Annotated in this window: 24 protein-coding genes; 14 read left to right on the forward strand and 10 right to left on the reverse strand. The window is 74.9% G+C overall.

The features are described 5' to 3' along the window. The first annotated feature begins 110 nt into the window (after positions 1-110). From ACIO9K_RS30840 to ACIO9K_RS30860, 5 genes are all read left to right on the forward strand, one after another. Positions 111-713: a TIGR03086 family metal-binding protein gene (locus tag ACIO9K_RS30840; protein ID WP_363617549.1), complete on the forward strand. Its 603-nt coding sequence runs from the start codon at positions 111-113 to the stop codon at positions 711-713. Positions 714-874: 161 nt separating this feature from the next. After that, entirely contained in the window at positions 875-2,257 is a 1,383-nt protein-coding gene (locus tag ACIO9K_RS30845; protein WP_400334824.1) for a DUF2079 domain-containing protein, read from the forward strand. A 93-nt stretch (positions 2,258-2,350) separates the two neighbouring features. After that, entirely contained in the window at positions 2,351-2,722 is a 372-nt protein-coding gene (locus tag ACIO9K_RS30850; RefSeq protein ID WP_400334826.1) for a GntR family transcriptional regulator, read from the forward strand. A 67-nt stretch (positions 2,723-2,789) separates the two neighbouring features. Continuing rightward, on the forward strand, positions 2,790-3,728 hold the full coding sequence (locus ACIO9K_RS30855) for an ABC transporter ATP-binding protein (protein ID WP_400334828.1): 939 nt from the start codon (positions 2,790-2,792) through the stop codon (positions 3,726-3,728). Then, the gene (locus ACIO9K_RS30860) at positions 3,725-4,768 is read left to right on the forward strand and encodes a hypothetical protein (RefSeq protein WP_400334830.1); all 1,044 of its coding nucleotides are present in this window, start codon (positions 3,725-3,727) and stop codon (positions 4,766-4,768) included. Before ACIO9K_RS30855 ends, ACIO9K_RS30860 begins: the two co-directional genes overlap by 4 nt. Positions 4,769-4,796: 28 nt before the next feature. Here ACIO9K_RS30860 and ACIO9K_RS30865 read toward each other — a convergent pair whose 3' ends face one another. Then, positions 4,797-5,960 carry an alpha/beta hydrolase family protein gene (locus ACIO9K_RS30865; RefSeq protein ID WP_400334832.1) on the reverse strand — a complete coding sequence of 388 codons (1,164 nt, stop codon included), beginning with the start codon at positions 5,958-5,960 and terminating at the stop codon, positions 4,797-4,799. Between the two features lie 91 nt (positions 5,961-6,051). Continuing rightward, positions 6,052-7,308: a hypothetical protein gene (locus ACIO9K_RS30870; protein WP_400334834.1), complete on the reverse strand. Its 1,257-nt coding sequence runs from the start codon at positions 7,306-7,308 to the stop codon at positions 6,052-6,054. Between the two features lie 265 nt (positions 7,309-7,573). Here ACIO9K_RS30870 and ACIO9K_RS30875 point away from each other — a divergent pair, with 265 nt between their 5' ends. Continuing rightward, on the forward strand, positions 7,574-7,966 hold the full coding sequence (locus tag ACIO9K_RS30875; RefSeq protein ID WP_363588467.1) for a hypothetical protein: 393 nt from the start codon (positions 7,574-7,576) through the stop codon (positions 7,964-7,966). 53 nt (positions 7,967-8,019) lie between these two features. On the opposite strand, the gene ACIO9K_RS30880 is transcribed toward ACIO9K_RS30875, so the two are convergent. Continuing rightward, entirely contained in the window at positions 8,020-8,484 is a 465-nt protein-coding gene (locus ACIO9K_RS30880; RefSeq protein WP_400334836.1) for a (2Fe-2S)-binding protein, read from the reverse strand. 29 nt (positions 8,485-8,513) lie between these two features. Continuing rightward, complete coding sequence (locus ACIO9K_RS30885; RefSeq protein WP_400334838.1) at positions 8,514-10,877, reverse strand: molybdopterin cofactor-binding domain-containing protein; 2,364 nt, start codon at positions 10,875-10,877, stop codon at positions 8,514-8,516. Positions 10,878-11,206: 329 nt separating this feature from the next. Here ACIO9K_RS30885 and ACIO9K_RS30890 point away from each other — a divergent pair, with 329 nt between their 5' ends. The 4 genes from ACIO9K_RS30890 to ACIO9K_RS30905 all read left to right on the forward strand — a co-directional run bounded on the left by ACIO9K_RS30890 (position 11,207) and on the right by ACIO9K_RS30905 (position 15,930). Then, positions 11,207-12,472, forward strand: coding sequence for an MFS transporter (locus ACIO9K_RS30890; RefSeq protein ID WP_363617533.1), 1,266 nt, complete (start codon positions 11,207-11,209; stop codon positions 12,470-12,472). A gap of 256 nt (positions 12,473-12,728) precedes the next feature. Continuing rightward, positions 12,729-13,463 (forward strand): Mut7-C RNAse domain-containing protein, encoded by a 735-nt coding sequence (locus ACIO9K_RS30895; RefSeq protein WP_400334840.1) that lies wholly within the window; start codon positions 12,729-12,731, stop codon positions 13,461-13,463. Between the two features lie 161 nt (positions 13,464-13,624). After that, positions 13,625-14,050 (forward strand): cupin domain-containing protein, encoded by a 426-nt coding sequence (locus ACIO9K_RS30900; protein WP_400334842.1) that lies wholly within the window; start codon positions 13,625-13,627, stop codon positions 14,048-14,050. Continuing rightward, positions 14,047-15,930, forward strand: a complete 1,884-nt coding sequence (locus ACIO9K_RS30905) for a CocE/NonD family hydrolase (RefSeq protein WP_400334844.1) — start codon at positions 14,047-14,049, stop codon at positions 15,928-15,930. Before ACIO9K_RS30900 ends, ACIO9K_RS30905 begins: the two co-directional genes overlap by 4 nt. 57 nt (positions 15,931-15,987) lie before the next feature. Here the strand turns inward: ACIO9K_RS30905 and ACIO9K_RS30910 are convergent, their stop codons facing one another. The 4 genes from ACIO9K_RS30910 to ACIO9K_RS30925 all read right to left on the reverse strand — a co-directional run bounded on the left by ACIO9K_RS30910 (position 15,988) and on the right by ACIO9K_RS30925 (position 19,830). Continuing rightward, positions 15,988-17,205 carry a cytochrome P450 gene (locus tag ACIO9K_RS30910; protein WP_400334846.1) on the reverse strand — a complete coding sequence of 406 codons (1,218 nt, stop codon included), beginning with the start codon at positions 17,203-17,205 and terminating at the stop codon, positions 15,988-15,990. A 93-nt stretch (positions 17,206-17,298) separates the two neighbouring features. After that, positions 17,299-18,666 (reverse strand): FAD-dependent oxidoreductase, encoded by a 1,368-nt coding sequence (locus tag ACIO9K_RS30915; protein ID WP_363617523.1) that lies wholly within the window; start codon positions 18,664-18,666, stop codon positions 17,299-17,301. Continuing rightward, positions 18,656-18,865, reverse strand: a complete 210-nt coding sequence (locus ACIO9K_RS30920; protein WP_363589618.1) for a ferredoxin — start codon at positions 18,863-18,865, stop codon at positions 18,656-18,658. The genes ACIO9K_RS30915 and ACIO9K_RS30920 overlap by 11 nt, the downstream gene beginning before the upstream one ends. Before the next feature lie 146 nt (positions 18,866-19,011). Then, positions 19,012-19,830: a hypothetical protein gene (locus ACIO9K_RS30925; protein ID WP_400334849.1), complete on the reverse strand. Its 819-nt coding sequence runs from the start codon at positions 19,828-19,830 to the stop codon at positions 19,012-19,014. A gap of 107 nt (positions 19,831-19,937) precedes the next feature. Between ACIO9K_RS30925 and ACIO9K_RS30930 the strand changes: the two genes are divergently transcribed. Next, a complete protein-coding gene (locus ACIO9K_RS30930; protein ID WP_363374548.1) occupies positions 19,938-20,438 on the forward strand; it encodes an inorganic diphosphatase in 501 nt (166 codons plus the stop codon). A 51-nt stretch (positions 20,439-20,489) separates the two neighbouring features. Here the strand turns inward: ACIO9K_RS30930 and ACIO9K_RS30935 are convergent, their stop codons facing one another. Next, positions 20,490-21,749 (reverse strand): pyroglutamyl peptidase, encoded by a 1,260-nt coding sequence (locus ACIO9K_RS30935; protein WP_363617520.1) that lies wholly within the window; start codon positions 21,747-21,749, stop codon positions 20,490-20,492. A 207-nt stretch (positions 21,750-21,956) separates the two neighbouring features. Between ACIO9K_RS30935 and ACIO9K_RS30940 the strand changes: the two genes are divergently transcribed. Next, positions 21,957-23,015 carry a TerD family protein gene (locus tag ACIO9K_RS30940; protein WP_400334851.1) on the forward strand — a complete coding sequence of 353 codons (1,059 nt, stop codon included), beginning with the start codon at positions 21,957-21,959 and terminating at the stop codon, positions 23,013-23,015. Between the two features lie 100 nt (positions 23,016-23,115). On the opposite strand, the gene ACIO9K_RS30945 is transcribed toward ACIO9K_RS30940, so the two are convergent. Next, positions 23,116-23,778: a TetR/AcrR family transcriptional regulator gene (locus tag ACIO9K_RS30945; protein WP_400334853.1), complete on the reverse strand. Its 663-nt coding sequence runs from the start codon at positions 23,776-23,778 to the stop codon at positions 23,116-23,118. Between the two features lie 135 nt (positions 23,779-23,913). Here ACIO9K_RS30945 and ACIO9K_RS30950 point away from each other — a divergent pair, with 135 nt between their 5' ends. Together ACIO9K_RS30950 and ACIO9K_RS30955 are read left to right on the forward strand one after the other, a co-directional pair. Beyond that, the gene (locus ACIO9K_RS30950) at positions 23,914-24,951 is read left to right on the forward strand and encodes an aldo/keto reductase (RefSeq protein WP_363617619.1); all 1,038 of its coding nucleotides are present in this window, start codon (positions 23,914-23,916) and stop codon (positions 24,949-24,951) included. A gap of 50 nt (positions 24,952-25,001) precedes the next feature. After that, complete coding sequence (locus tag ACIO9K_RS30955; protein ID WP_400334855.1) at positions 25,002-25,523, forward strand: GNAT family N-acetyltransferase; 522 nt, start codon at positions 25,002-25,004, stop codon at positions 25,521-25,523. Positions 25,524-25,636 lie beyond the last annotated feature (113 nt).

The raw sequence follows: 25,636 nt of genomic DNA on the forward strand, positions 1-25,636 counted from the left end.
TGTCGTGGCGGGCGGTCGTCGACGGACGCGTTTACGATCGCCCGGTCCGAGCGGTGCTCCCGACCGCACCCGGCCACGCCGGCGACGCGCTCCCGACCGAGAGGTGTGCCATGACCGCAGCGGAAGACCCGATCGACCTGCTCGCCCGGGCCCTCGCGCAGACCGCCGGGCTGATCGACGGTGTCGGCGTCGAGCTGGCCGGGCACCCGACGGCCTGCCGCTCCTGGGACGTCGGCGACCTGGTCAGCCATCTGCTGTTCGACCTGCGGCAGTTCACCGTCCGGGCCGGGGGCGGGCAGCCGGACTGGTCGCAGCCCTTCGAGCGGGTGGAGGAGGACTGGCTGCACGCCTTCGAGGCCGGCGCCGAGGAGCTGGTCGACGCCTGGCGGGCGGCGGGCGACCTCACCGGCACGCTGGAGGTCCCCGGCGTCGGCGCCCTGCCGGCCCGCTTCCCGGTGGACCAGCAGATCGCCGAATTCGCCGTCCACGACTGGGACTTGGCCCATGCCACCGACCAGTCCACCGAGGGGCTGGACCATGAGGTGGCTCTCGCCGCCCTGGCCTGGGCCCGCGGCGCCCTCACGCCCGGGTACCGCGGCGCCGAGGAGGAGCGGCACGCCTTCGGACCCGAGGTCGCCGTTCCGGAGGACGCCCCGCCGTACGACCGGCTCGCCGGCTTCTTCGGCCGCGACCCGGAGGCCGTGCGGTCCTGAGTCCCACTGAGCCGGCGGGCTCCGCAGGCTCCACATCACCCGCCTAGCGGACCGCATCCGGGCAGGTCAGAGGCCCGGTCGGCGCGGCCGGACCGGGGTTGACGACGGTGTGCCCTTCCACCACCCTTCCACTAATCGAATAGTGAAAGGGTACTTTGCCGATGCGTCTGTTCCGTCCGCCGCGTCGACCTGCCGTCCTGGCCTGGGGCCTGGCCGCGGGGTTCGCCGCGCTCTACACCTGCGTCGCCGTCAACCGCTACCGGCGCGGCCTGAGCAAGGCCTACGACCTGGGCATCTTCGAGCAGGCCATCCGCGCGTACACGCACGGGCAGGCGCCGATCGTGCCGCTCAAGGGGCCCGGTTACCACCTGCTCGGGGACCACTTCCATCCGCTGATCGCCGTGCTCGCTCCGGTCTACCGGTTGTTCCCGGGGGCCGTCACCCTGCTGGTCGCCCAGGCGCTGCTGATGGCGCTGGCGGTCGTGCCGCTCACCCGGTGGGCGTACGAGGCGGGCGGGCCGCGGGTCGCCCTGGTGATCGGATGCGTGACCGGGGCGTCCTGGGGGATCGTCCGGGCCGCCAGTGACGACTTCCACGAAATCGCCTTCGCCGTACCGCTGTTGGCCTTCGCAGCCGCCGCGCTCGGCCGGCGCCGCCACCTGGCCGCGGCGCTGTGGTCGCTGCCGCTGCTGCTGGTCAAGGAGGACCTGGGCCTGACCGTGGCCGCCTTCGGGCTGCTGATCGCCCGGCAGGCCCGCCGGGGCCGGCCCGGCCCGCTGCCGGGGCTCGTGCTCGCGGGCGTCGGGCTCGCGGCCACCGTGCTCACCGTGACGGTGGTGCTGCCCTCGTTCAACCCGCACGGCGGGTTCGACTACTGGCAGCAGCTGGACGGCGGCGGGCGGCCCTCGCCCTGGTCGCTGGCGGCCCGGATCGGCTGGCCCCCGATCAAGTGGCTGCTGCTCTTCCTGCTCGCCGCCACCGCGGGCTTCCTCGGGCTGCGCTCGCCGCTGGTCCTGCTCTGCGTGCCCACCCTGGGCTGGCGGCTGCTCTCGGCCAACCCGCATTACTGGGGCGTCAGTTACCACTACAGTGCGGTGCTGATGCCGCTGGTGCTCGCCGCGCTGGTGGACGCCCTGACCCGCACCGACCCGCGCCGGGCGCGGCGCGCGCTCGCCGTCAGCGCCCTGGTGGCGGCCGTGACGGTGCCGGTCTATCCGCTGCACGAGGTGGTGATGCCCGAGGCGTGGCGCACCTCGCCCCGGCTCGCGTACACCCGGGCGCTGCTCGGCTCGATACCCGACGGCGCGACCGTCGCCGCCTCCAACCGCCTCGCCGCGCAGCTGACCGGCCGGGCCACCGTCACCCTGGTCTGCCAGGCGCCGACCGGGCCGGGGCCCGAGTGGGTGGTCGTGGACCGGACGGACCCGAGCGTGCAGGCCCCGTGTGCGACCGCCGACACCGCCCGGATGCTGGTCGAGTACGAGCAGCGCGGCTACCGGCGGGTCGTCGACCAGGACTCCCTCCTGTTGCTGCGACGGCCCTGATCGTCCGCATCGCCGGGCCCCCGGTCCGGCTTGACCCGGGTGCCGCAGTGGGTCACTATTCCACTATTGGACTAGTGAAAGGTCGAATCGCGTGTGATCGAGTACCGCATCGAGCGGCGCAGCGGCGTCTCCACCTACCAGCAGATCGTTCAGCAGACCAAGCAGGCCCTGCGGCTCGGGCTGCTCCAGCCCGGGGACAAGCTGCCGACCGCGCGGGAGGTCGTCGAGCTGACCGCGATCAACCCCAACACCGTGCTGAAGGCCTACCGCGAACTGGAACGCGAAGGCCTGGTCGAGCCCCGGCCGGGGCTCGGCACCTTCGTCCGGCGCTCGCTCGCCCGGCCGGAGGCGGCCGCCGACGGGCCGTTGCGCGCGGACCTGGTCGGCTGGGTGGACCGGGCCCGCGAGGTCGGACTGGAGCGTGAGGACATCGCCGCGCTGATGGCCTCCGTTCTGGAGCAGTGATTCGACACCGGGGTCTCCCCGGAAACACCGAGTTAGAGGACAGTGGGGGGACCGGGTGGACGACCCGATGAACACAGCACCGGCAGCGGCGGCGCCGGAGGCCCCGGAGGCGCTCGCGGCCGACGGCCTGGGCAAGCGCTACCGGGGCGAGTGGGCGCTGCGCGACTGCACGTTCGCCGTCCCGGCCGGGCGGATCTGCGGGGTGGCCGGCCCCAACGGTGCGGGCAAGAGCACCCTGCTCGGCATCGCCGCCCGTCTGCTCACCCCCACTGAGGGCGAGCTGCGGGTGTTCGGTCAGCCCGCCACCACCGAGGACCTGCGCGCCCGGGTCGCGTACGTGGCCCAGGACAAGCCGCTCTACCCCGGCTTCACGGTGGCCGAGACCCTGCGGCTCGGCCGGGAGCTGAACCCGTCCTGGGACCAGGACCTCGCTCAACAGGTCATAGATCAGGGCGAGTTGAGGATGAGGGTGAAGATCGGTTCGCTCTCCGGCGGCCAGCGCACCCGGGTCGCCCTGGCGCTCGCCCTCGGCAAGCGCCCCGACCTGCTGCTGCTCGACGAGCCGATGTCCGACCTCGACCCGCTGGCCCGGCACCAGCTGATGGGCACCCTGATGGCCGAGGCCGCCGAGCGCGGCACCACCATCGTGGTCTCCTCGCACATCATCCCCGAGCTGGACGGCGTCATCGACTACCTGCTGCTGGTGCAGTCCGGGCGGATCCGGCTCTGCGGCGACGTGGAGGACCTGCTGGACGGACACCAGCTGCTCACCGGCCCGGCCGGCAGCGCGCTCCCCGAGGGCGTCCTGGTCGAACAGCGCTCCACCGGCCGCCGGATCGACGCGCTGGTCCGCACCGGCGATCCGGTGGACGGCCCGTGGGAGAGCGGCCGGCCGAGCCTGGAGGAGCTGCTGCTCGGCTACCTCCGGACCCCGGCCGGCACCGCCCGGGCCGCCACCGGACCGGCCACGCAGGCCCAGACGACCGAGAACGGGATCGCCGCATGAGCACCAACGTCCTGGCCGGCCGCGCCACCGCGGCGCCACCGCGCGAGCCGCGGACCGCGCCCCGCCCGGGCGGCCTGATCTGGCTGAGCTGGCGCCAGAGCCGCACCGCGCTCTGGGCGATCGCCGCCCTGGTCGTCACCGCGTCGGCCACCCTGCTGTGGCTGCACTTCTCCCTCCAGCCGCTGATGGCGGATCTGCGCCGGGCCGAGTGCTCCGAGATCGTCAGCTGGTCCAACGCCGGCTGCCAGGGCATGGTCGCGCCCATCACCCGCCGCACCTACCTGTACACGATGTGGCTCCAGCCGGCCCTGGCCGCCGTCCCCCTGCTGATCGGCATGTTCCTCGGCGCCCCGATGCTCGCCCAGGAGTACGAGCGCGGAACCGTCCGCCTCGCCTGGACCCAGTCCGTCAGCCCGCTGCGCTGGCTCACCGCGCGGATCGCCCTGCCCGCACTGGCGGTGCTGACCGCCGGTGCGGTGCTCGCCGTCCTGGCGACCTGGGTGTGGCGCGCGGACATCGGCGGCCGCCCGTTCGCCTTCGATCCGCCGTTCCAGGGCCTCACCTACCCCGTCCTCGGGGTGGTGCCGGTCGCCTGGTCGCTGTTCGCGCTGGTGCTGGGCCTGCTGGTCGGGCAGCTGGTGCGCCGCACGGTGGCCTCGGTCCTGACCACCGGTGTGCTGCTGGCGGTCGTCCACGGCCTGCTCCGGTGGAACCGCGCCTCCTTCTACCCGTCGGTCAGGGAGCTGGCCCCGCGCGGCGTCTATTTCGGGCAGCCCAGCAACGCGTGGCTGATCGACCGCGGGGTCGTGCTCCAGGACGGCCGGTGGGCCTCGAACGAGTTCTGCTGGGACGGCGATCGGACGAAGGGCTGCGAGGATGCCACGAGCAACTGGATCGAGTACCACCCCGTCGGGCACTTCGTGCCGATCCAGCTCGTCGAGACCGGGATCCTGGTGACGCTCACCGTCGTGGCGCTGACGGTGCTCTTCCTCCGGGTTCGGCGGGACGGCAACTCGCTGCGGGCGACCCGGCGGGCCTGACGTCCGAGGTCGCGGCCCCGGCCGGGTGTCAGTCACGGCTCCAGCGGAGTTCGACCTCCGGGAAGCGCGGTGACGGGCCGTCGAGGAGGGGCGCGGGGCGGCCGCGGAGGAAGTGGTCGGCGAACGCCCGGGTGTAGGCGCGGGTGAGCGCGGTCGCCCGGGCGGGGGCGATGGTGCCGAGCAGGGCGGCGTAGGTGTCGGCGGGGAGGTGGCCCGGCAGGTTGCCGGGGAGGGCGGCGTGCGGCAGGTCGGTGAAGCTGAGGTGGCCGGCGCCGAAGGTGTGCAACTGCCTCCCCCAGGCGTGCTGGTGGCTGCGCCAGCGCTGCCAGGTCTCGTGGTCGGCGAGGGAGGTGAGCAGGAGGAAGGGCCGGTCCAGGCCGAGGTCAGGAACGGGCGAGCCGAACAGGCCGCCGTCGAGGTTGAGGCCGATCCGGAACCGCTCGTCCTGGCGCATCGCCTCGGCGGCCGCCGAGCCGCCCATCGAGTGGCCGAGCGCGCCGATCCGGCCCCCGTCGACGCGGAAACGGTCCTGGCGCTCGGTCAGTTCGGTGGTGACGAAGCGGAGGTCGGCGACCCGGGCGGCGATCTCGCGGCGCTCGGAGGCCTCCCAGTCGGCCGGCTCGTCCTCCAGTACGGTGCGCACCAGCCGGCCGTCCGGGAACTCGACGGCGAGGGCGTCGTAGGTGTGGTCGACCGACGCGACGAGGTAGCCGTGGGCGGCCAACTCCTCGGCCAGCGCGGTGCAGTTGCTGCGCAAGCCGGTGCGGCCGTGGCCGAGCAGCAGCAGGGGGAGCGGGCCGGGGAGCGCGGGCGCGTCGGTACGGGCGGTGGGGCGGACGGACGCGATGGTGCCCGGATCCAGCGGCAGGCGCTGATCGATGGCGGCGGCGACCCGGGGCGTGGTGTACGGCGCGCGGGGGCGGCCGGCGGTGGCGCGTGCCGGGTACCAGAGCTGCACCATCAGCTCACGCGGGCCGGCGGCGGGCACGAACGGGTCCGGGCGATCGCGGTCGACCAGGTGCAGGGTGGTCGTGCCGACCGGGCGACCGGTGGTGGGGGCGGGCAGGTCGATGGTGCGCGGCCGGGCGGTCTGAGCGGAATTGGTCTGAGAGGCCTGGGCGGGCCCGGTGGGCAGCAGGGCTGCGGCGCCGCCCAGGCCCGCGAGTGCCAGCAGTGAACGGCGCCTGATCATCCAGCATCCCTCGGTGGTGGGGTGGTTGAGGTGCGGTCAGCCTAAGTGGTCCGGACCGGCCGGGCCAGGGGTGGCGGAGCGGTGGGGGCGGTCAGCGCAGGACGGCGAGGACGGCGCCCCACTGCGAGGTGGTCTGCCCGGTGGCGGCGCAGTGGTCCGGATCCGTCGCGATCCGGTGGGCGGTGGTGAGGCGGTAGGAGGAGAGCCGCAGGGCGGGCAGGCTGGTCCAACTGGTGCCGAACTCGGGGGCGCTGCCGCTGTTGCTGCCGACCGTGCCCACCAGGAGGTCGCCCGGCGCGCAGGCGGCGGCGTTGGCCGCGGTGGAGAAGGTCGTCCCGCCGGCGTCACCGGAGGCGCGGCCGACCGACCGGACGGCGGAGACGCCGCGGAACTCGTCGACGGCGACGTGGTACTTGCTCGCCCGCGGGTGGGCGACGCGGATCGAGTCCTCCGCGGTCAGTGCGGACGCCCCGAAGGCCGCGAGGAGGAGCACCCGGTGCCGGAGCGAGTCGGTGACGTCCCCGACGATCCGGAAGCGGTCGCCCCGGCTGTCGGTGACCGTGACCGCGCCGGGACAGGTGCTGGTCAGCATCATCGTGACCACCAGGGCGTCACCCGGGGTGACGGGGGAGAGCACCGGAAGGACGATCTCGGTACTGGAGACGGCCTGCTGGTCGAAGGCGATCCGAGAGGCCCAGGACGGTGCGCCGTCGTCGGCGGCCGTGCGTGCCGCCGCCGGCCGCGGGCCCGGCGCGGGGCGGGCGGCCGCTTCGGCGGGCGCGGACTCGGTGTCCCCGGACGGGCAGCCGTGCGCGGACGGCGGCGGGGCGTCCGGCGCGCGGAAGCCGACCACGCCGAGCGTGCTGCCGACGCCGAGCGCCACGCCGAGGAGCAGGCAGAACGCGTGGGTCCAGATCCGGCGGCGGCCCCGGCCCGGTGCGGCCGGGGGCTCCGCGGCGGAGGCGGCCGTGCGGTCGGCCCTGGCGTCGGCCGGGGTGTCGGCCGTGGTGTTCGCGGCGACCGGTGGTCCCGAGGGCTCGACCGGTGGGGTCGGTGGGGCAGGTTGGGCCGCCCCCTCGTCGGCGGCGGCGGTCCACCGGCGGTGCCACTCGGCCTCGTCGCCGCCGCAGGCCCGGACGTAGGCCCTGGTCGTGGTCCAGGACGGGAGGCGCGAGCCGGAGGCCGCCTCGTGGAGCGTGGTGTGGGAGATGGAGCCGGCCGTCTTCGCCATCGTGCGGAACGAGGGCTGGCCCGCCCCCAGGCGCAGCCGGCGCAGGTCGGCGGCGAGGGCCTCCGCCGCGCTCGGGGCCTGTTCGCTCTCCGCGGGTTGTGACTCCTGTTCCGCCATGGCGTCCCCCTGTTGTCAGATGTCAGATCCAACGGCGACCGGTGTGTGCTTGTCGCGTACGGATCATAGTGACGCGTGGCTGCGGCGTTACGTGATCGACGGACTCCGGTTGGCAGGACGGGGTGTTCGGGGCGGGCGTCGGCCGGTGTCAGGTGTTGTCAGTTTCCGTCAGGCGGTACCGAACACCGTGGGAAGTCGGGTCAGCTGTCCCAGTCGCCGCGACCAACGGGGCGGCGCAACGGTCCGACCGAACAGGGGAATCGACATGGCCAAGGGCATCCTCAAGAAGATCGGCCGCCGTGGCGCGACCGCGGCGGCCGTGGTGGCGCTGGCCGCCGGCGCGGTGGGCGTCTCGGAGGGCAGCGCGTTCGCCGACGGCTGGTACGCGCTCCGCTACCACGCGAGCGGCCACGGTGTGGGCGTCTACGCGCAGCAGTACTCCTGGACGGCCAAGGTCGCCGGCGACCTGGGGTCGTACACGTGGTCGTCCGACGAGATCTACATCGAGTGCTGGATCAGGGGCGAGGACATCAACAGCCAGGGCAACGTCTGGTACCAGGTGGGCGGGACGAACGGCAACTTCTTCGGACCGGCCTACGTCTACGGCGCGTACGCCGACGGCAACTGGTACTTCCACAACGGCCTGCGGGCGTGCTGACGACCGGCTGAACCCGTCCGCCCCGCCCGCGCCCCGGGCGGGGCGGCGTGCCGTCAGCCGGACACCTGCCGGGCCGCCGCCTGCTTGATGGCCTCGCGGATGCGCGGGTAGCTGCCGCAGCGGCAGATGTTCTGGATCTGGTCGATGTCCGCGTCGGTCGGGTTCGGGGTGCGGCGCAGCAGGGCGACGGCGGTCATGATCTGGCCCGGCTGGCAGAAGCCGCACTGGGCGACGTCGCAGCCGAGCCAGGCCTCCTGGACGGGGTGCAGGGTGTCGCCGTCGGCCAGGCCCTCGATGGTGGTGACGCGGTGGCCCTCGCAGTCCTTGACGGAGCGGGTGCAGGGCTGGAACTCCTCACCGTCCAGGTGGCTGGTGCAGGCGCGACAGACGCCCACCCCGCAGCCGTACTTGGGGCCGGTGACGCCGAGCTTGTCGCGCAGCACCCAGAGCAGCGGCATGTCGTCCGGGGCCTCGACGGTGACGGGGCGCCCGTTGAGGACGAAGGTGTGGGTGGGCATGGGGTGGTGGGGTTCCTTGGCTGGGGGAGTCAGAAGTTGATCGGGAAGGAGCGCGGGCTGGTGCCGGTCGCGCGCGCGTAGGCGTTGGCGACCGCGGCGGAGGCCGCCGGGACGCCCAGCTCGCCGGCGCCGCCGGGCGCTCCGCTCGGCGGCATGAGGTGGATCTCGACGGCCGGCGGGGTGTGCCGCTGTCGGGCGTACCGGAAGTCGGCGTAACTGCCCTCGCGCACGGCCCCGTTGTCGATGTGGTTGCCGGCTTGCAGGATGACCGAGATGCCGTCGATCAGGGCCCCGGTCAGCTGGGCTTCCAGGCCCCGGGGGTTGATGACCCGGCCGACGTCGGCGGCGATCACGGCCTTGGTGACCCGGGGGTCGGCCGGGTCGGTGGCGTCGAGCTCGACGAGGTAGGCGGCGCACCCGCTGTTCTCGTCGTGGTAGCCGATGCCCTGGGCGTGGCCGGGGGGCATCGGGCGGCCCCAGTCGCCGGCCTTGGCGACGGTGTCGAGGACGGCCCGGCCGGCGGCGCTGCGCAGCCGGGCGCGGCGGAACGCGACGGCGTCCTGGCCCATCCGGCGGGCGAGTTCGTCCATCATGATCTCGTCGGCGACCCGGACGGTGCCGGAGTAGACCGACCGCCAGCTGCCGGTGGGAACGTCCAGCGGCACTTCGGCGAGCAGCTGGGTGGGGATGCCGACGTTGTACGGGTTCTTCTCGCTGAGCAGGAAGAAGGCCTGGGCGAGGCTGAGCCCGGCGAGCGAGAGGTTGAAGCCGGCGGCGGTGAGCATCTCGCCGAGGCCGTGCCGGAAGTCGGTCTTGACGGTGGCGGCGCGGTGCTCGTAGCTGAGCACCTGGCCGAGCGCGTAGGTGGCCCGGATCCGGTGGTGGCTGGCCGGGCGCATCCGGCCGTGGCGCATGTCGTCGTTGCGGGTCCACATGAGTTTGACCGGTCGGCCCGCGGCCTTGGAGATCTGGGCGGCCTCCAGGGCGGCGTCGAAGAACAGCCGCCGGCCGAACGAGCCGCCACCGCGCACCACGTGGACGGTCACGGCGTTCTGCGGGAGGCCGAGTTCGGCGGCGATGGCCTGCTGGGCGACGATCGGCGCCTGCGCGGCGAACCACAGCTCGGCCCGGTTCGGCCGCACGTCGGCGACGGCGGTCAGCACCTCCATCGGCGCGTGGTTGACGAAGGCGAAGTCGAATTCGCCGTCCAGGTACTGGGTGAGCAGCGGGGGGATGAGGAACGGCGCGTGGGCGGCGCGCAGTTGGGCGCGGATGTCGGGGGTGGAGAGGTTGGCGACCGGGCCCGGGTTCCAGGAGGTGCGCAGCGCGTCGCGGGCCTTGAGCGCCTGGTCGAAGGTCTCGGCGAGGACGGCGACGCCGCTGGGGATCCGGACCACGCCGAGCACGCCGGGCATGGCGCGGGCGGCCGAGGCGTCCAGGGTCCTGAGCGTGCCGTTGATGGTGGTCGGGCGGGCGACGACGGTGGGGACGGCGCCCGGGATCGCGAGGTCCCCGGCGTACTTGGCGCGGCCGGTGACGATGTCGCGGGCGTCGATCCGGCCGGTGGGCCGGCCGACCAGGCGCAACTGGTCGGCGGTCTTGGGGGAGCTGGACACGGCGGGGAGGGCGACGGCGGTGGCCTCGGCGGCGAGGTCGCCGTAGCCGGCGCGGCGGCCGTCGGGGGCCAGGACGGCGGAGTCGGCGGTGCGCAGGGTGTCTGCCGGAACGTTCCAGCGCCGTGCTGCGGCGGTCACCAGCCGGGCGCGGGCGGCGGCGGCCGCGGCGCGCACCGGGTCGTACAGCGAGCGCACCGAGTTGGAGGCGCCGGTCAGCTGGTTGAAGAGCAGTTCGGGGCGGCCGTCGGAGAGCGGCACGTCCACGTCGCCGATCCGGGCGTCGAGTTCCTCGGCGACGAGCATCGCGATGGCCGTGGTGAGGCCCTGGCCGACCTCCAGCCGGGGCAGGTGCAGCACGGCGCGCCCGGCGGCGGTGAGTTCCAGCACGAGCAGGTGCGAGGTCGGCAGGCCGGCGACGATCAGTGCGTCGCCGAGGTCGAGGATGTCCGGGATGCCGGGCAGGCCGATCAACTGCGAGGGGGCGGCGGCGTCCTGGGCGGCCGCGGCGGCGCGGACGGCGGCCCGCGCGGTGGCGGGCGCGGCGGCGTCGAGGCCGAGCCGGGCGCCGACGGTGAGGGTCGGGGCGGCCAGCAGGTAGGTGAGGAAACGGCGGCGGCGGGTGCCGGCGCCGTCCCGTGCGTTGCCCGAGTGGCCGGTGTCGTCCGAGCGGGCGATGGAGGTGCTGATGGGAAGAGCCCTTCGAGCCGATGACGGCGGCGGATCGGGCGGGCACGGCGGCGCCGGGCCCGGTGCCGGATCGCGAACGCCGTTGAGCATAGGAGGGCGTTACTGACCGGTCAATACGGCAAAACTTGGCCCTTCGGCGGGGTCGGTGACGCCCGAAGGCCGCTGGGCGAGGCGGATTCGGAGCGGGTACGGAGGGCGCGGCGGCGGTACGGCCGGGGCCGGTTCCGGGCCCGCGGGAGGAGCGATCCGCCGCCGTCGTACGGGGGTTCAGCGCTCGCCCGCCGGTGCGGTGGGGCCCGGAAGTGGACCAAGGAGTTCCGTGATCACTGGACCTTACCGCCGGTCCGCCTCCTGCCTAGGCTGGGCCGTGAACCCGTTGCGAACACCCGGCCCGCGCGCCGCCCCCAGCCAGGAGACCCGTGTCGACCAGCAGCGCCCCGGCGCCCGCCCTCATCCCGCCCCCGGGGCCCCAACGGACCCTCGCCGCAGCCCAGTTGGCCAGCTCCGTCGGCGACGGCGCCTACTACACCTGCTCCGCGCTCTACTTCACCCACGTCGTCGGCATGTCGGCGACCGCTCTCGGCGCCGGCCTCGCCGTGGCCTGGGCGCTCGGCGCGCTGGCGGGCGTCCCGCTCGGCGCCCTCGCCGACCGCCGCGGCCCGCGCCGGACGGCCGTGGCGCTCGCCCTGGCCACGGCGGTGGTGGTCGCCGCCTTCCTGGTGGTCCGCTCCTACGGGCCGTTCCTGGTCGCGGTCTGCCTCTACGCCACGACGCAGTCCGGGCTCACCGCCGCCCGGCAGGCGCTGGTCGCCACCCTGGTGCCGCCCGCCCAGCGCACCGGGCTGCTCGCCCACCTCCAGTCGACCCTCAACGGGGGGCTGGCCGTCGGCGCCGCCATCGGCGGCATCGCGCTCACCGTCGGCACCCGGGCCGCGTTCCTCGGCGCCTTCGTGGTGACGGCGCTCGGCTTCCTGGCCGGTGCGCTGATCCTGCTGCGGCTGCCCGAAGCCCCGCCCGCCCCGGCCCGGTCGGGCGCCGGGCCCCGGCTGGCCGTCCTGCGCGACCGCCGGTACGCCGCCGTCGCGCTGGTCAACACCGTGCTGCTGCTGCGGATGCCGCTGCTCAGCCTGGTCATCCCGCTCTGGATCGCCGACCGGGCGCCCGGGATCGGCTGGCTCGGCTCGGCCCTGTTCGTCCTCAACACCCTGGCCGTGCTGGCCTTCCAGGTCCGGGCGGCGCGCGGCGTCACCGGCCTGGGCCCGGCCGCACGGGCCGTCCGCTCGGCCGGGCTGGTGCTGCTCGCCTCCTGCGCGGTGTTCGGCCTGTCGGCCCTGGACGTCCCGGTGTGGGCGGTCGCCGCGCTGCTGGTGGTGGCCTCCGTCCTCCAGGTGATCGGCGAGATGCGGCAGTCGGCGGGCTCCTGGCAGATCAGCTTCGACCTCGCCCCGCCCGAGCGGATCGGCCAGTACCAGGGCTTCTTCGGCACCGGCGTGGCCGTCGCCCGCACCCTCGGGCCGCTGCTGCTGACCACCCTGCTGCTGGACGGCGGGCTCGCGGGCTGGCTCGTCCTGGGCGGCCTCTTCCTGGCGGCCGGGTACGCGATGGGGCCGGTCGTCCGCTGGGCCGAGCGGGACCGCGACCGGGGCCGCCCGGCGCCGGTCACCTCCGCTGTCGCAGTCCCGTAGCGGCCCCCGCACCGGCTTTCCCCGCCGACCCGGCGCCCTCCCCCGCACCGGCTTTCCCCCCGCACCGGCTTTCCCCGCCGACCCGGCGCCCTCCTCGACGCCCCTTCTCGACGCCCCTGCGCGCCGCCCCGCACCGGCTGCTCAGCCCCGGTCGGGGCCCGCGCCGGCCGCCGCCGCCGCGAGCCCGCCCGAGAATGCTCCGACGGCTGACCGGAAACCGGTGGCCCGGGCCGCCGCCCGCTGGCATGCTGGCCGCGTGGACCGACCCCAGATCTGGCTCGACTTCGCCCCCGAGCTGCACCTCTTCGTCTCCGGGCCCCGGCGGGCCGGCCGCTCGGCGCTGCGCACCGACGGCACCTCGACGCTCGGCCATGTCGTCGAGTCCCTGGGCGTCCCGCTCACCGAGGTCGGCACCCTGCTGGTGGACGGCCGGCCGGTGTCCGGGTCGCACGTGCCGGTCGACGAGGAACACGTCACCGTCCGGGCCGTGGACCGGCCGCAGCCCTCGCCCGCCCCGCCGCGCTTCCTGCTGGACGTCCACCTCGGCACGCTCACCCGCCGACTGCGCCTGCTCGGCGTCGACGCCGCCTACGAGAACCCGGACATCGGTGACGCCGCGCTCGCCGCCCGCTCCGCCGCCGAGCAGCGCGTCCTGCTCTCGCGCGACCGGGGCCTGCTGCGCCGCCGCGAACTGTGGGCCGGCGCCTACGTCTACAGCCACCGCCCCAACGAGCAGCTGCGCGACGTGCTCTCCCGCTTCGCGCCCCCGCTCGATCCGTGGAGCCGCTGCACCACCTGCAACGGCACGCTGCGCGAGGCCGACAAGACCTCGGTGCGCGAGCAGCTGCGGGACGGCACCGAGCGCTCCTACGACGTCTTCGCCCAGTGCGTCGACTGCGGCCAGGCCTACTGGCGCGGCGCCCACCACGCCCGGCTGGACGCGATCGTCACCGACGCCCTCCGCGAGTTCGGCACGCCCGCCGGCGGCTGAGACCGGCGCGTGGCCGGCGCGGGGCCACCGTCGGACCGGCGCGGGGCCGGCGGGTCGAACTACGGGACATCTCAGGGTGGCGGCCGGGCGCCGGGGCGTGTTCTCATCGGCGGTGGGGGGCGAGACCAAGGTACTCCGTGACGCGAGAGAGGCCGGGTCGGATGACCAGTCAGCCAGCGCAGCAACCGTTCCAGACAGCGGACGTCGGTGGCGTCCAGGTGGTGACCGCACCGGACGGGTCCGCGGTGTTCCCGCTGCTGGTCCTGGACGGACAGGGGAGCCTCGCGGTGTTCGAGCTCGCCCCCGGGCAGGTGTCGCACGCGGTGTCGCACGCCACCGTGCAGGAGCTGTGGCAGGTCGTCGAGGGCGCCGGGGAGCTGTGGCGCCGCCAGGGCGGGCGGGAGGAGACCGTCCGGCTCGTGCCCGGGACGGCGGCCTCGATCCCGCTCGGTACGGCGTTCCAGTTCCGGGCCGACGAGGACGCCGACCGGCCGCTGCGGATCGCCGCCGTCACCATGCCGCCCTGGCCCGGCACCGACACCGAGGCCAGGCCCGAGGAAGGCCCCTGGAAGGCGACCTCCCGGTGAGCCGGGCAGGGGGGATCCCGCGCCGCCCGCTGGCGGCGCTGGTCGCGGCCGCGGCCGTGCTCGGACTCGCGGTGGCGCCCGCCGCGGCCGCCCCGGCCGCCGAGCCGCACCTCCAGTCGCGCTACGTGACGATGCCCGACGGCGTCCGCCTCGCCGTCGACGTCTGGCTGCCCGAGGGCACCAGGGACGGTGCGAACCTGCCCACCGTCCTGGTCACCCAGCGCTACTGGCGGGCCCGGGTCTACCCCGGCGCACCCGGCGACGGCGGCCGCAGCAGCGACGCCGACGGCTGGAACGCCCACGGCTACGCCTACGTGGTCGCCGACCTGCGCGGCACCGGCGCCTCCTTCGGCACCCTGAGCTCCGAACTCGGCGCCGACACCGTCGCCGACAGCGGCCCGCTCAGCGACTGGATCGCCGCCCAGCCCTGGTCCAACGGCCGGGTCGGCACCACCGGCGTCTCCTACGGCGGCGACACCGCGATGCTCGCCACCGCCCTCGGCAACCACCACATCACCGCCGCCGCCCCGATCTCCTACGACTTCGATCCGTACGAGGACCTGGTGCGCCCCGGCGGCCTGCTCATCGAACCCCGGATCGCCCCGTACGCGCTGCTGCTGCGCATCCTCGACCAGGCCGGCGGCACCACCTGCGACACCGACGAGCAGACCCGGCAGGCCTGCGCGGCCACCGGCCTGACCGGCGCCGTGCCCCGGCCGGTCGACGGCCCGGACGGACCGGCCCTGCTCGCCGCCGCGCGCGCCGAGCACGCGGGCAACGCCAACCTGGTCGACATGGCCGAGGCCGGCGTGTACCGCGACTACCAGGACGGCCCGAAGAGCTGGACGGTCGGCAGCGTCGGCGAGAAGGCCGACGCCGTCGAGGCCGGCGGCGTCCCCGTGCTCACCGACGCCGGCTGGCTCGACGCGGGCACCGCCAACGGCGTGCTCTCCCAGTTCACCGGCCTCTCCAACACCCAGGACGCCTGGATCGGCCCGTGGAGCCACGGCCAGGGCTACCTCGCCGACCCCTTCCAGCCCGCCCGCCACCTCACCGACCAGGAACGCGCCCAGATCGCCCAGCGGACGTTCGACTTCTTCGACCGTTACGTGCGGGCCGACGGCCGCCCCGACGGCACCCGGCACCTGCACTACTACACCTTCAACGAGGGCGTCTGGCGCACCACCACCCGCTGGCCGCTGCCCGGCACCCGCCCGCAGCGGCTCTACCTCGGCGAGGACACCACGCTCAGCCGCCGGCGGCCCGATCCGGACGACCGCCCCGGCACCGACCTGCTGCGCCTCGACCCCACCGCCGGCACCGGCCCGCTGGACCGCTGGAACACCAACCTCACCGGCAACCAGGTCAGTTACCCCGACCGGGCCGCCGTGGACGCCGAACTCCTCAGCTACACCACCCCGCCGCTGACCGGCGACACCCGGGTGACCGGCAACGGCCGCGTCACGCTCGACGTCACCGGCCTCGACGGCACCGCCCAGGGCGCCCTGCACGTCTACCTGGAGGACGTCACCCCCGACGGCCGGGTCACCTACCTGACCGAGGGCCAACTCGCCCTCGCCGACCGGGCCGTGGCCGACCGGGACGACAACCCCGACTGGCGCCGGCTGCGCACGCCCCGCAGCTACGCGGCCGCCGACGCGGCGCCCTTCCCGCAGGGCCGGGCCCGTCAGGTCACCATCGACCTGCAACCCGTCGCGGTGCTCTTCCGGGCCGGCGAGCGGATCCGGCTCACCGTCGCCGCCGCCAACCCGGACTCCTTCCAGCTGCTCCCGGCCGACGGCCGGGCGAGCTACCGGATCGGGCACGGTGGAGCCGACCCGTCCTTCCTGGAGCTGCCGGTGGTGCGCGGCACCCCGTAGCGCCGCCGAACGTGCCCGGGCCCGGGAGGCGGCATCGGCCTCCCGGGCCCGGGCTGCTCAGTCCCTGACGCCGGACAGCGCGAGCGGCAGGTGCCGGGGCCCGCGCAGGACGGGGCTGCGCCGGTACTCGGGCGGGTCCTGGAGCAGCCGGGGGCCGTCCAGACGGTGGATGAGCGCGGTGAGCGCGAGCTGCGCCTCGACCCTGGCGAGCGGTGCGCCGAAGCAACTGTGCACGCCGCTGCCGAAGCCGAGGTGCTGGTTGTCCGGGCGGTTCGGGTCGAAGCGGTCGGGCTCCCGGAACCGCAGAGGGTCCCGGTTGGCGGCGGCGAGCACCAGGATCAGCGGCGCGCCCTTGGGGACGGTGACCCCGGCGACCTCGATGTCGGTGAGCGCGGTGCGCTGCGGCAACAGCTGGACCGGGGGTTCGTAGCGCAGCAGTTCCTCCACCGCGCGCGGCATCAACTCCGGCTTGTCGCGCAGCAGTTCCAGGCTTTCCGGCTGGCGCAGCAGGGTGAGCACGCCGTTGGTGATCAGGTTGACGGTCGTCTCGTGCCCGGCGATGAGCAGTAGGACCGCGGTGGCCATCAGCTCCGTCTGGGTGAAGCCGCCCGACGGGCCGGGGTCGTTGACGAAGGCGGAGAGCATGTCGTCGGACGGCTTGCCCCGGCGGCTCTCGGCGAGTTCGCCGAGGTACAGCCCCATCTCCATCCGGGCCTGCGTGGCCGCGCGCTGGCGCTCGGTCGGATCGCTGTCGGGAGTGGGGTCGAAGCCCGCGATCAGTGTCTCGGACCAGGCGTGGAACCGCGGCTCGTCCTCGCGCGGCACGCCGAGCAGCCGGCAGATGACGGTGACCGGCAGCGGGTAGGCGAAGTCCTCGACGAGGTCGATCCGGTCGCGGCCCCGGAGCCCGTCGACCAGTTCCCCGGTGATCCGCGCGATCTCGTCGTGCATGGCGTCGACCCGGTCGGGCGCGTGGGGCGGGCCGAAGGGCCGCATGGCGATGTTGCGCAGCCGTTCGTGCTCGGGGTCGTCCCGGCCGATGAAGGCGACCGGGACGCTGCCCTGCATCTCGTCCGGGATGGTGCGGTTGCGGCGGTCCGAGCTGATCCTCGGGTCGTGCAGCAGCGCGGCGACCTCGTGGTAGGTGCCGACCAGGTAGCTGCCGTCGTCCTGGCGGGCCACGCCGTGGTCGCGGAGCTCGGCGTACAGGGGGTAGGGGTCGGCGCGGTTGGCGTAGTCGGTGATCCGGCGGAACAGGGTGTCGGCGGCGGCCATGCGCGGTGGCTCCTCGGGGGTGGCGGCGGTAGTGGTCCTCGACGGGCGGCGGGGCCCGGTGGGCGTGCGCCCGTCGAGCGGTGGCGGGTGGGCTCAGCCGCCCCAGCGCCGCAGGGTCAGCCGCCGGTCGGGCAGGTGGCCGGTGAGGGCGACAGTCGGGCCGTGCGAGAGCACCTTCGGGTCGGGTACGTCGGAGGGGACCGGGATGCGGGAGGCGGGCGGCTCCACGCCGTCCCAGTCGGGCGGGAACGGCGCGGCGGCCTCGATCAGCCGCTGGTAGTGCTCCAGCCACTTGGCCCGGTTCACGCTGACGGCGGCCGTGATCCGGCCCCGGTACCCGTAGACCGCGACGAGCCGGCGCTCCTCGACCGAGCCCTGGGCGAGGACCACGTGGTCGGAGAAGGTGGGCACGCCGACGGACTTGATGTTGAGCCCGAACTGGCTGGACCAGAAGGAGGGGACGCTCAGGTGCGGCCGCCGTTGCGGCCCCGGGCTGACCATGTTGTGCGCCGCCACCTCGGCCTGCGCGACCGCGTTGCCCCAGTGTTCGAGGGAGAGCAGCTGGTACTCGAAGAGGGGGTGCGGGAAGCGGGCGACGTCGCCCGCGACGAAGACGTCGTCGGTGACGATCCCGTACATGTTGAAGGCGCGGCAGCCCGCGTCGCAGGCCACCCCGCGCGGACCGGCGGCGAGCCCCGACTCGGCCAGCCATTCGGTGTTGCGGACGGCGCCCAGGGCGACCACGGCGACGTCCGCCTCGATCCGGGTGCCGTCGGAGAGCTCGGCGCCGGTGAGCCGGCCCGCTCGGCCGGTCAGCGCGGAGACGGTCACCCCGCAGCGCAGGTCGACGCCGTGGGCGAGCTGGACCTTGGCCGCGAGGGCGCCGAAGGCCCCGCCGAGGGCCCCGACCAGCGGGGCGGGGCCGCGCTCGGCGACGGTCACCGCCAGACCGCGCTCCCGGCAGGCGGAGGCGATCTCGGAGCCGGTGAACCCGGCGCCGATCACCAGCACCCGCTTCGGGCCGGCGTCCAGCCGCTCGGCCAGGCCGGCCGCGTCCTCGGCGGTGCGCAGGGTGAACACCCCGTCGAGTGCGGCCTGCTCGGCCTTCGGCCAGGGCCTGGCCCGGGTGCCGGTGGCGATCAGCAGCCGGTCGTAGGGCAGCTGCTCGCCGTTCGCGAGCAGGACCTGCCTGCCGGCCCCGTCCACACCGGTGGCGCGGACGCCGAGCTTCCACTGCGCGTCCACCTCGCGGCGCCGGGGCAGCGCGGTCTCCTCGGCGCGCACCCGCCCGAGCAGCACCTGTTTGGACAGGGGCGGCCGGTCGTACGGGGGAAGGCGTTCCTCGCCGACCACGGTCAGCTGCCCGGCGAAGCCCTCGTCCCGTAGCGTCTCGGCGGCGCGCAGGCCGGCCAGCGAGGCGCCGACGATGACGATCCGGCCGTTCTTGAGGTCATCGGACATCGGACCGGCCCTCCTCCTCGACCACGATGGCCTGCACCGGGCAGGCCGCGACGGCCCGCCGGACGCGGTCACGCTGGTCCTCGGCGGCCTGCGGGGTGTAGAGCAGGGCCTCCTCCCCGTGCAGCTCGAACACTCGGGGAGCGAGGAACGCGCATTGCGCGTAGCCCTGGCAGCGGTTGAGGTCGACGACGATCTTCACGGTCTCTCCTCCCGGGCACGTCTGTGTCCGTCCTACCGCCGCCGGAGCGGCCCCGCGCCCGGTACTGCTCCGTGGGAGCGGTCGCGGAGAGTGGCCGCCGGGGAACGCCGGGGGCCGGGAGAGCAGTTCGCCCGGCCGGACACGCCCTAGTTCGGCGACTCCAGCCCGAGGGTCCAGCGGTGGGTGGTGTAGCCGCCCATCCGGGTCGGGTGGCGCTCCACGAGCGTCACGGTCAGGCCGTCGGCCGTGCGGCGCAGCGTGCCGGTGAACCGGTGCAGGTCGTCGCCGGTTAGCGGGAGCAACTCGGCGAGCACGGTGGTGTCGAGGTCGCGCCCGACGGCGCGCAGCACCCCCGCGTCCAGCACCAGGACGGTGCCGTCGGCCAGCACCACCGGCGCGGGGGCCTGCGGGTCGGCGAGCAGCGGGCCGCTCTCGATCCCCCCGCCGGGCAGCAGCCGCACCACCCGGCTCCCGGTCGGCCGGCGGCGGTCGGTCTCGACGACGCGCAGGCCGCCGCCGACCACGTAGTGGCCGTAGCTGCGCCAGGAGTCGACCAGGGTGGCGTCCCGGTCGTAGGCCCAGGTGTCGAAGGCGCCGTAGCCCTCCAGGCCGAGCACGAAGCGGCCGCCGCCCAGGGCCGTGCCGCGCTCGCCGCGCAGTTCGGCGACCAGGGCGCCGTCGTCGAGGTCCAGCAGCAGGGCCGGGCCGAGGTGGCCCCAGGCGGTGTACTCGAAGGAGTCGGTGGTGACCAGCGCCCGGCCGCCGGAGAGGTGGGCCGCGTTCGGGCGCCCCGCACAGGGGCGGCGCCAGCGGACCAGGCCCTCGGCGTCGACGCAGCTGATCTCGCCGTCCCGCCCGTACAGCGCCAGGCCGCCGTGGCGGGCCAGCGGCCCCTCCGGGCGCCCCTGCGGCCGCCCGCCGCTGCGCCGGTGATGGTCCTGGACGGTGACACGCCAACTCCCCATGATCCGGATGCTAACGGACCCCAGCGGGCCGCGGAGGGCGTTTGCGGAGGGTGCCCGGACGGCCGGGACGGCGGACAATCTCCCCAGGCGCAGAGGAGGAGGCGGCGGTGGAGTTCGAGGTGTTGATCGAGACCCCGCAGGGGTCGCGGAACAAGTACGTGATGGACTTCGCGGCGGGCCGGATCCGCCTCGACCGCACCCTGTTCACCGCCACCCGCTACCCCGTGGACTACGGCTACGTCGAGGGCACCCTCGGCGGCGACGCGGAGCCGCTGGACGCGCTGGTGCTCGGCGGCGAACCGGCCGTGCCGGGGTGCGTGATCACCTGCCGGGCGGTCGGCATGTGGGTGATGCGGGACGAACGCGGGCCGGACCAGAAGGTGCTGTGCGTCCCCGCCCACGACCCGCGCTACGGCGACCTGCGCGACATCGGCGACCTGCGCGAGTTCGACCTGCTGGAGATCACCCACTTCTTCCAGGTCTACAAGGACCTGGAGCGCGGCAAGTCGGTCGAGGGCTCGCACTGGGCGGACCGGGAGGCCGCGTACGCGCAGATCGCCGAGTCCCGGGCGCGCGCGGCGGGGACGCGCTTCGCCCGGCCGGTGTAGTAGCCGTCCCCGCCGCGCCCGGGGCTCAAGAACCGGGCGCGGCACCGGGGCTCAGAACCGGGCGTGGCGCAGGATCTCGCGGACCTGGTCGGCGATGGCGGCCTCGTTCTGCTCGAACTCCGGGGCGGTGAGGCGGTCCTGCTGGGCGGGCAGGCCGGTGAGCACGGGGGTGTGCAGGTGGCCGCCGGGGAGGTCGGGGGCGAGGTCGAGGCGCAGGCGGTTGGAGCGGTAGGCGACCTCGTTGGAGAGGTACCCGCCGCCGCCACCGGCGACGGCGCGGGAGCCGGGGGTGGGGCCGTCCGCGCGGTCGACGGGGTCGACGCCGCCCTCGGGGATCTCGGTGACGGTGGTGTTGAGGCGGACGGGGTAGGGCTGCTGGACGGCCGTCATGGCGTCGGTGGGCAGGGTGGTGCGGATGAACTCCGGGCCGTCGTCCAGGCCCGGAGCGGTGACCGGGTGCTGCCGGGTGCCGCCGGAGAGGGTGCCGGTGTTGTCGGTGGCGGGATCGGCGGAGCGGGCCCGCCCGGCCCAGGCCTCCAGGGTGAACAGGCCCGGGTAGCCCTGGCTGATGCTGGTGATCAGGTCGGCGGCCTGCGGGCCGGGGGTGAGGTGCGGGCCGAAGGCGCGCTCGACGACGCCGTCGTCGAAGTCGCCGTAGCGGACCGGCAGCAGGACGGCCCGGACTTCGGCCGGGCTGCCGTCGGCGAGGGTGATCCGCCGTCCGTGCAGTTGCAGCACGGCCGCGCCGGAGGGGTTGGCGCGGCGCGGCTCGGTGTCGAGGCCGTACGGGTCGAAGCCGCTGACGAAGATCCGCCGGACGCCGGGCGCGGCGGTGAAGCCGTCGTCGAGGCCCCGGGAGGCGTCCTCGAAGCGGGCTCGGAGGTCGGCCGGGTCGACGTCGAACCCGGGCTGCCAGCGGGCCAGTTGGACGGTCATGGCGAGCCTGGTCCAGTACAGGGGGCGGTCGTCGCGGGCGGGGAGTTCGCCGCTGGGCCGCCGGCCCTGGGCCCGGTCCACCCCGGCCTGCCAGAGCGCCCGGCCCCAGGCGCCCGCCACCCGTTCCGCCTGCCGGGTGTTCCGGGCGGCGCACAGGGCGGCGGGGAAGCCCCGGAGCAGGTCGCGCAGGCCGGAGCGCTCGGTGAAGGCGGTCGTCCGCTGGTCCTGGAGCCGGGCCTGTTCGGTGTCCACCGGGGCGGTGCCGACGATCTGGCAGGCTGCCGGGCCGGCCTGGGCGGCGGCCGGGGCGAGCAGGGCGGCGAGGGTGCCGGTGAGGGCGGCGGCCAGGGTGGCGGCGCGACGAAGGCGTGTCATGTCACCTGACAATAGGTCGGGGGCCGACGCCCCGCCAGGGCGCACCGCCCGAGCGCCCCGGCCGGCAAGGCCGCGCCGCGGGCCCGTGGCCTGCTGGAACGTCCCGTCCAGTACTGACGGGAAGTCGGGAACCGGCGCGAGCTCTACAGCGTTGTCGTGGTCGAACAGCGGAAACAGCGGTAATTCGAACGGTTGCGGAGGAGTCCCATGAGTGTGGCCCTGACGAAGGGCGGCAACGTCTCCCTGGGCAAGCAGGCCCCCGGGCTGCGGGTCGTACGGGTCGGCCTCGGCTGGACGGCCGGCGCCGGGTACGACCTGGACGCCAGCGCCCTGCTCTGCGACGCCTCCGGGAAGGTCGTCTCGGACCAGCACTTCGTCTTCTTCAACAACCTGCAGAGCCCGGACGGTTCGGTCCGCCACCAGGGCGGCACCGGTGGCGGCGACGACCAGGAGCGGATCGACGTCCGGCTCGCGGACGTCCCGGCCGGGGTGGAGAAGATCGTCTTCGCGGTCGCGGTCTACGACGCGGTGCAGCGGCGCCAGAGCTTCGGCCAGGTCCGCGGCGCGTACATCCGGCTCACCGACCCGGAGGGCGGCGCCGAGACGGCCCGCTACGACGTGGCGGCCGAGGCGGGCAGCGAGACGGCGATGGTGTTCGGCGAGTTGTACCGGCACGGTGCGGACTGGAAGTTCCGGGCCGTCGGGCAGGGGTACGCGTCGGGGCTCGCGGGCATCGCCGCCGACTTCGGGGTGGACGTCCTGCAACCGGCACCCGCCGCCCCCGCGCCCCCGCCGGCTCCGGTCGTGCCCGCCGCGCCGGCCATGGCGCCCGCCGTGCCCGCCGTGGCGCCCGCTGTCCCGATGACCCAGCCAGGACCAGGGAGTTCCCCCGTGACGTGTTTCTTCGACCCCTCGCACGGCCTCGGCTCGACGGCGGTGCTGTGGTCGCCGCAGTGGGGCGTGCCGCGCCAGATCGAGACCTGCGCCGCCTGCGCCCAGCGGGTGCAGACCACCGTGCCGCCGTTCTACACCCCGCAGCAGGGCTACCCGCAGCCGGTCCAGCAGGGCTATCCGCAGCCGGTCCAGGGCCAGCCCGCTCAGGGCCAGCCGGGCCAGGGCGGGCGCCGCTTCGGCACCGGCGCGCTGATCGGCGCGGGCGCGGCCGGCCTGGTCGGCGGCGCGCTGCTCAACGAGGCGTTCAGCGACGACACGCCCGAGGTGGTTGTGAACAACTACTACGAGGGCGACGACGACAGCTTCTTCTAGGCCGCTCCCCGGGTCGCCCCCGGACCGCCCGCCCTCCCGCCGGCCGCGCAGTTCGTCGAACTGCGCGGCCGGCGGCGTTCCCGGGCGTTCTCGGGCGCCGTCAGACGCTCTCCCGCCGGTGCGCCCCCGCCCGGGCGGCCGCCTCGGCGGCGGTCGCGGCGCGGTCGGCGGCGGCCTCGTCGAGCGGCTCGGCGGTGGTGAGCATCCGGTAGTAGAGCGGCGCGGAGACGGCCCGGACCACCTCGAACGCGTCGGTGTCCGGCGGGAGTTCGCCGCGTTCGACGGCCTCGGCGACGCACGGCGCCCACTCCTCGACCCGGCGCAGGTAGAAGTGCCGCAGCGCCTCGGCGGCGTCAGGGTCGCAGGTGGCGGCGACGATCACCGCACGGAACAGCGCTCCCTGCCGGGGGTCGGCCAGCGTGCGCTGGACCAGCCGGGCGTTGGCCCGCAGGTCCTCGGCGAGGGAGCCGCTGCGGGTGCGCGGCAGTGACTGCTCGGCCATGTCCGCGAGCAGGTCGGCGACCAGCGCGCTGGTGGTGCCCCAGCGCCGGTAGACGGTGGTCCGGCCGACCTCGGCCCGCTGGGCGACGTCGCCGAGGTCGAGCCCGCTGAAGCCGCGCTCGACCAGGGCGTCCTCGGCGGCCCGCAGGACGGCGGTGCGGACCCGGGCGGTGCGGCCACCGGGGCGCCGCGTCCCGGGCGTGGGGGTCTCCGGCGCGTCCGGAGTGTCCGGTGCGTCCGGCGCGGAGGGCTCGGCAGTCATTAACGGGATTCCTGTTCCATTAGGTCGATGGGCCCTGCTAAGGTCGAACCATTCTAACGGAATGGGAGTCCCGTTAAGGGCTCCGAGGGGAGAACTGCCATGGAAAGCAACACGACAACCAGCACGGCAACCGCCATGGAATACCGCCGACTCGGCTCGTCCGGCCTCAAGGTCCCCGCGCTCAGCCTCGGCACCGGCACCTTCGGCGGCCGCGGACCGCTGTTCGGCGCCTGGGGCACCACCGACGTCCAGGAGGCCCGCCGCCTGCTCGACATCGCCATCGACGCCGGAGTCACCCTCTTCGACACCGCCGACGTCTACTCCGACGGCGCCTCCGAAGAGGTCCTCGGCCAGGCCATCCGCGGCCGCCGCGACCAGGTGCTCGTCTCCACCAAGGCCGGCCTGCCGACCGGCGACGGCCCGCAGGACGCCGGCACCTCCCGGGCCCGCCTCACCCGGGCCGTGGACGACGCGCTGCGCCGTCTCGGCACCGACTACCTCGACCTCTTCCAACTGCACGCCTACGACGCCGGCACCCCGATCGAGGAGGTACTGGCCACCCTCGACGACCTCGTCCGGGCCGGCAAGCTCCGCTACACCGGCGTCTCCAACTTCTCCGGCTGGCAGCTGATGAAGTCCCTCGCCGTCGCCGAGCGCTACGGCCGCCCCCGCTACGCCGCCCACCAGGTCTACTACTCGCTGGTCGGCCGCGACTACGAGTGGGAGCTGATGCCGCTCGCCCAGGAGGAGGGCGTCGGCGCCCTGGTGTGGAGCCCGCTCGGCTGGGGCCGCCTCACCGGCCGGATCCGGCGCGGCCGGCCGCTCCCGGCCGACAGCCGGCTGCACGACACCGCCGACTACGGCCCGCCGGTCGAGGACGAACTGCTGTACCGGGTGGTCGACGCGCTCGACGGGATCGCCGCCGAGACCGGCCGCACCGTCCCGCAGATCGCCATCAACTGGCTGCTGCGCCGCCCGACCGTCTCCTCGGTCATCATCGGCGCCCGCAACGAGGAGCAACTGCGGCAGAACCTCGGCGCGGTCGGCTGGTCGCTGACCGACGAGCAGGTCGCCCGGCTCGACGCGGCCAGCGCCCGCACCGCGCCGTACCCGTACTTCCCCTACCGCCGGCAGGAGGCCTTCGCCCGCCTCAACCCGCCGCTCGTGGGCTGAACCGGGTAATCCGCTTGCCGTGCCGCCCGGCCTGCGGCAAGGTCCGCACCATGTCCGAACTGCACGAACCCGAACTGCCCGAACCCGAACTGCGCCGGCTCGGCTCCGACGACTGGGCGCTCTGGCGCGAGCTGCGCCTGGCCGCGCTGACCGAGGCGCCGTACGCCTTCGGCTCCGCCCTGGCGGACTGGCAGGGCGCCGGCGACCACGAGGCCCGCTGGCGCTCCCGCCTGGAGATCCCCGGCGCCCTCGACCTGGTCGCGGTGCTGGACGGCCGCCCGGTCGCGATGGCCAGCGGAGTCCCGGCCGACGAGGGCGGGGCGGCCGCCGAGCTGATCTCCCTGTGGGTCGGCCCGGCGGCGCGCGGCCGGGGCGTGGGGGACCGGCTGATCGGCGCGATCGCCCGCTGGGCCGCCGAGCAGGGGTTCACCACCCTCAAGCTGGCGGTGAACCCCGACAACGACGCGGCCATCGCCCTCTACCACCGCAACGGGTTCGCCGAGACCGACGAGCCCGGCGACCTGATGGCCGACGGCGTGCGGCGCGAACTGATCCTGGCGAGGAAGCCCTAGGTCCTGGCGGCCTAGGTTCAATGCCGGTGACTTTAGGTTGCTCCTGGCTGGGTGATGGTGACTGTCGCCGGTTCTGGTTGCGGCCAGTTGCGGTGTTGGGAGCGTTTGAGGGG

The sequence above is a fragment of the Kitasatospora sp. NPDC087271 genome (genome assembly GCF_044744605.1).
Classification (GTDB): Bacteria; Actinomycetota; Actinomycetes; order Streptomycetales; family Streptomycetaceae; genus Kitasatospora.